5 protein-coding genes are annotated in these 4866 nt (G+C 69.8%); 3 read left to right on the top strand and 2 right to left on the bottom strand.

The window, feature by feature from the left end:
* The 3 genes from VHA72_RS10670 to VHA72_RS10660 all read left to right on the top strand — a co-directional run.
* The coding region (locus VHA72_RS10670; protein ID WP_325575018.1) for a LysR substrate-binding domain-containing protein at window positions 1–611 on the top strand (611 nt) is incomplete at its 5' end.
* 80 nt (window positions 612–691) lie between these two features.
* Window positions 692–2158 (top strand): lysine--tRNA ligase, encoded by a 1467-nt coding sequence (gene lysS, locus VHA72_RS10665; RefSeq protein ID WP_414689791.1) that lies wholly within the window; start codon window positions 692–694, stop codon window positions 2156–2158.
* Between the two features lie 8 nt (window positions 2159–2166).
* Entirely contained in the window at window positions 2167–3156 is a 990-nt protein-coding gene (locus VHA72_RS10660; RefSeq protein WP_325575014.1) for a helix-turn-helix domain-containing protein, read from the top strand.
* A 498-nt stretch (window positions 3157–3654) separates the two neighbouring features.
* Here VHA72_RS10660 and VHA72_RS10655 read toward each other — a convergent pair whose 3' ends face one another.
* The gene (locus tag VHA72_RS10655) at window positions 3655–4212 is read right to left on the bottom strand and encodes a hypothetical protein (protein ID WP_325575012.1); all 558 of its coding nucleotides are present in this window, start codon (window positions 4210–4212) and stop codon (window positions 3655–3657) included.
* A 256-nt stretch (window positions 4213–4468) separates the two neighbouring features.
* Window positions 4469–4762, bottom strand: coding sequence for a helix-turn-helix domain-containing protein (locus tag VHA72_RS16525; protein WP_414689790.1), 294 nt, complete (start codon window positions 4760–4762; stop codon window positions 4469–4471).
* Window positions 4763–4866 lie beyond the last annotated feature (104 nt).

Below are 4866 nucleotides of genomic sequence, written 5' to 3'. Positions count from 1 at the left end.
GGCAGCTGCACGTCCACGCCTCGATGACCACCGCCGAGCACCTGCTGCCCGGCTGGCTGGTGCGTCTGCGCGAGCGCAGCCCGGTGCCGGTGAGCCTGCACGCGACCAATACCGACGCCGTGCTGGCCGCCGTACGCTCCGGCGAGGCCGACCTCGGCTTCATCGAGGGACCGGCGGACCTGAGCGGGCTGGCCTCGGCCGTCGTCGGCAGCGACGAGCTGGTCCTGGTCGCCGCTCCGACCGACCCGTGGGCCCGGCGCCGCCGGCCGCTGCGCCCCGAGGCGGTCGCCGCCCGCCCACTGACCAGCCGCGAGCCGGGCTCGGGCACCCGCGGCGTCGCCGAGCACGCGGCCGCCGCCGTCGGGGTCACGCTGGCCCCGCCCGAGGTCGAGCTCACCACCGCCGCGGCGGTGCTCGCCTCGGTCGCGGCCGGCGGCGCTCCGGCGTTCCTCAGCCGCCGGGTCGTCCAGCGCGACCTGGCCGCCGGGACGCTCGTCGCCGTACCCGTCGCCGGCCTCGATCTCCAGCGCCGGTTCACCGCCGTCTGGATCGGCACCGACTCGCCGCCGCGCGGCCCGGTACGCGACCTCCTCGCCATCGCCCGGGCGTGAGCGGACTCCGCCGCGGCCACTAGCCTTACCCCGTGAGCGAGACGAGCCAGACGCTGCCCGAGCCCGATCTCAACGAGCAGATGGTGGTCCGGCGTGAGAAGCGCCAGCGGCTGCTCGACGCGGGCATCGAGGCGTACCCGACCAACGTCGCGCGCACCCACGCCCTCGCCGAGGTCCGGGAGGCCTACGCCCACCTCGAGGCCGGCGAGGAGACCCAGGACGTCGTCTCGGTCGCGGGCCGGGTGATCTTCGTGCGCAACACCGGCAAGCTCTGCTTCGCCACCCTGCAAGAGGGCGTCGGCACCCGGCTGCAGGTGATGCTCAGCCTGGCCGAGGTCGGCGAGGAGGCGCTCGCCGACTGGAAGGCGCTGGTCGACCTCGGCGACCACGTCTCGGTCACCGGCCGGGTGATCTGCTCCAAGCGCGGTGAGCTCTCGGTGATGGCGAGCAGCTGGATGATGGCCAGCAAGGCACTGCGGCCGCTCCCGGTCTTCCACAAGGAGCTGAGCGAGGAGGCCCGCGTCCGGCAGCGGTACGCCGACCTGATCGTCCGCCAGGAGGCCCGCGACATGCTGCGGCTGCGCTCGACGGTGACGCGCGCGGTGCGCCGTACCCTCGAGGACGCCGGCTACGTCGAGATCGAGACCCCGATCCTGCAGCTCATCCACGGCGGGGCGCATGCCCGGCCGTTCAAGACCCATCTCAACGCCTTCGACCAGGAGATGACGCTGCGCATCGCCCTGGAGCTCAACCTGAAGAAGGCGGTCGTGGGCGGCGTCGACCGGGTCTTCGAGATCGGCCGGGTCTTCCGCAACGAGGGCGTCGACTCCACCCACAGCCCCGAGTTCACCATGCTGGAGGCATACCAGGCCTACGGCGATCAGTTCTCCATGGCCGAGATCATGCGGCAGATGTACCTCAACGCCGCCGACCTGGTCGGCTCGCGCACCATCGCCGTCCCCGATTGGCATGGCGAGCCAGGCACCATCGACCTGGACGGCGAGTGGGCCTGGCTGCCGGTCTACCAGGGCGTCTCGCAGGCGGTCGGCCAGGACGTCACACCCGACACGCCGCGCGATGCCCTGGTCGCGCTCGCGGCCAAGCACGACGTCGAGATCGACGAGGCATGGAGCGCCGGCAAGATCGTGATGGAGCTGTGCGGCGAGCTGGTCGAGCCGCACCTGCTGCAGCCGACGTTCCTGTGCGACTTCCCGGCCGAGGCACAGCCGCTGGCCAGGCTCAACTCGGCCGAGCCGCGCCAGGTGCTGGCCTGGGATCTCATCATCGGCGGCGTCGAGCGGGGCACCGCGTTCACCGAACTCATCGACCCGGTGGTGCAGCGCGAGGTACTCACCCAGCAGTCGCTCCTGGCGGCCGGCGGCGACCCCGAGGCCATGCAGCTGGACGAGGACTTCCTGCGAGCGCTGGAGTACGGTGCGCCGCCCATGGGCGGCCTCGGACTCGGCATCGACCGGATGATCATGCTCTTCACCGGTGCCGGGATCCGCGAGACGATCCTGTTCCCGCTGCTCAAGCCCGAGGTCTGAGCCGAGCCATGGACGCCAAGGGTGCCGAGACGCTGATGACGGCGCTCGGCTTCCCGCACGGGGTCGGACGCCTCTACGACCAGCTGCTTCCCCTGGCCGGTCGTCCGCTCGAGGAGGTGCTGGCCGGGCTGGGCATCGCCGCGGACGAGCTGGCGGCCCGGGCGGCTCCGCTGGTCGAGGCCGAGATCCTCGACCTGCGCCCGGAGGGCGTCACCGTCCTCACGCCCGCGGACGCGGTCTCACGGATGATCGCCACCGCCGCCGAGAGGGCCCGGTTGGCGCACGACCGGCTGCTCAGCATCAGCCGCGCGATGCCGTACGTCGCCGGCAGCACCGCGCGCGTGCCCTCCTCCCACCTGGCCGAGACGGAGCAGCCGCTGGACGGCGAGGTGTTCTCCTCGCGCTCCCTCGCCGAGACGCTGTCCACCCTGGTGGCCGGCACCAGCGGCGAGTTGCGCTGGCTTCGCCCCGACCAGTGGACGCTGCCGCGGGAGGACAAGATGCTCGCCCTGGTCGCCACGGCGGTCAAGAGCGGGCGCCGGGCACGCGCGCTCTATCCGGTGCCGGCGCTGCGGGACGCGCGGTCGGCCATCGAGGCCCGCGCCGAGGCGGGGGAGGAGATCCGGCTGCTGCCGGAGATCCCGACCCGGCTGCTCATCGTGGGCACCAGCCACGCGATCCTGCCCGAGCCGCTGGGCAACACCGAGTCGCCCCTGGTGATGGTCCGCCAGCGCAGCATCGTGCAGGCGCTGACGCTGCTCTTCGAGCAGATGTGGGCCGACGCCGCGCCGTTCGACCTTGGGCTGCATCGCGGCGATCCCGCCCGCCGGCTGCTGCTCCAGCAGCTCGCCTCAGGGGCGCAGGACGAGCAGATCGCCCGTCGCCTCGGCCTGGGCCTGCGCACGGTACGGCGCCGGGTCGCCGAGCTGATGTCCGAGCTGGGCGCGGAGTCGCGGTTCCAGGCAGGCGTGGAGGCCGCCCGGCGGGGGTGGCTCTAGGAGGAGCCCCCGCCGGCACGGGCGGGGGCTCGATGCGGCAAGACGCTACTCCGACTCCGCGGGCCACAGACTTCCGGTGCAGGCTTCACGACTCCAGTTGTTGCTAGCTAGATCAGCGGACCATGTCCGCCGTGCGTGGCCCGACTTGTCCTCTGATCGGATCTCGACACTCCCAGCTTGGGCGCCGGCATGCACCCATGCGACGGCGGAAATTCCATCCGCGACCGACGTCACGGCCGACAGCAATCGCTGATCAACCGCTGGAGGCGTGGTTTGTGACGCCAATGACGACGCTCGCTCCCAGTTCGGTCGAGTGGCGCCGCCAGGAGCACAGACAATGGCGGAACGGTCGCCGGCACCGAGCACCGCAGCAAATGGGGTAGCTGAGGGATTCGCCCGGTAGTGACGACGAGCGGCCTCCTCCACGATCCGAAGCGGGTCGACGTCAGTTTGATCTGTAGCTCGATCGGTCATGCATCCCGCCCTTCAAGGAGTTGGTCAGAGAGCGTTCAGGCCACAGTTGTCCACTTCGACCGAGTCGCTGGTGAATGGCGTCTGTGGAAATGGTGACCCCTCGGCCGAGGCTTCAACGATCTCGTGGTAGTGGTGGGTGCCAGTGAGGCTGTCGCAAAGCGAACTCGGCGCGACCGTAAGAACCCACCCCAACTTGCTGCCTGATGCGTAAGCAACAGTAACCCACTTGCCCTTCTTTCCCTTCCACTTCTGGAGCGTGACCGTCATGCTCATGTACTCCGGGTCGGGCTCGCACTCAGTTTGAGCGCCCCACTCGAGCGCCGCGTTGACCTTGCGGGGATCGAAGGCGTTCCCCCAGCAGCCTTCGGCTGTTGCCGGGGCGGCGCCCAGCGACCCCTTACTCGAAGCCGGAGGTCCGAACCAGTCGGGCTGGCCGCCGACGTCGGCGTTCGTGGGTGTCCAGTCTGACGGCGGCGCTGACGGAGACGCATCCGGCGAGGCGGAATAGGCGCCAGCGGCCGGACCGATCACGAGTGCGGCACTCGCAAGAGCTATCGCCATGGAACGAACACGAGCGTTCACTTCGAACTCCTTGCTAGTAGTTTTTGGTCACGAATGCGACGAGAAAGGAGACTATGCAAGGAAAGGAAATCGAGGCGGCGCGCCGACGCAAATCGCACCCATTCGCGACATAGGTCCGACTACCTCGTGACCGCGCGGCGACAAAGCACCGACGAATGACCGTCAGCTCTCCGCCCCGTTGTGGGCACACATCACCATCCGACGCGAGACGCGAGGTTCCCCGGCCTCCGGCCCGGCCGCGTCAAGCCGCCCAGAGCTACGAGTCCGCGCCGAGGGAGTCCTCGAACCAACGGTCGGCCCGCTCGACCAGGGCGCGCGCGTGCCATTGGCTAAGTTCGCCAGAGTGGAGCGAGAGGCCGTTTTCGATGGCGATCACTAGATCACGTGGTGGAAGACGACGGCCGAGCTCGTAGTCACTGAGGTTGCTTCTGGCCGATAGCCCGATCAAGCTCGCTACTTCCGCTTGCGTTAGACCGCGGATCATCCTTTGGCGCCGGATCTCAAGACCTAGGCGGGGACTGCTGCACGATCGGGTGACAGGTTGGGTCACGCAGCCTGAGTGGCTGACGCGGTCATGATGGTCTCGTATTCGATGGGGGTCAATCGGCCGAGACCGGCCTGCCGACGACGCCGGTGGTAGGTGCGCTCGATCCA

Origin of the sequence: Nocardioides sp. (genome assembly GCF_035547795.1) — a bacterium.
GTDB lineage: Bacteria > Actinomycetota > Actinomycetes > Propionibacteriales > Nocardioidaceae > Nocardioides.
This window is presented reverse-complemented; position numbering and strand designations above follow the sequence as displayed.

Bases quoted from the DNA above. Each gene is read 5' to 3' on its own strand.
- VHA72_RS10660 (WP_325575014.1), top strand. From the start codon at position 2,167: ATGGACGCCAAGGGTGCCGAGACGCTGATGACGGCGCTCGGCTTCCCG.
- lysS (WP_414689791.1), top strand. From the start codon at position 692: ATGGTGGTCCGGCGTGAGAAGCGCCAGCGGCTGCTCGACGCGGGCATC.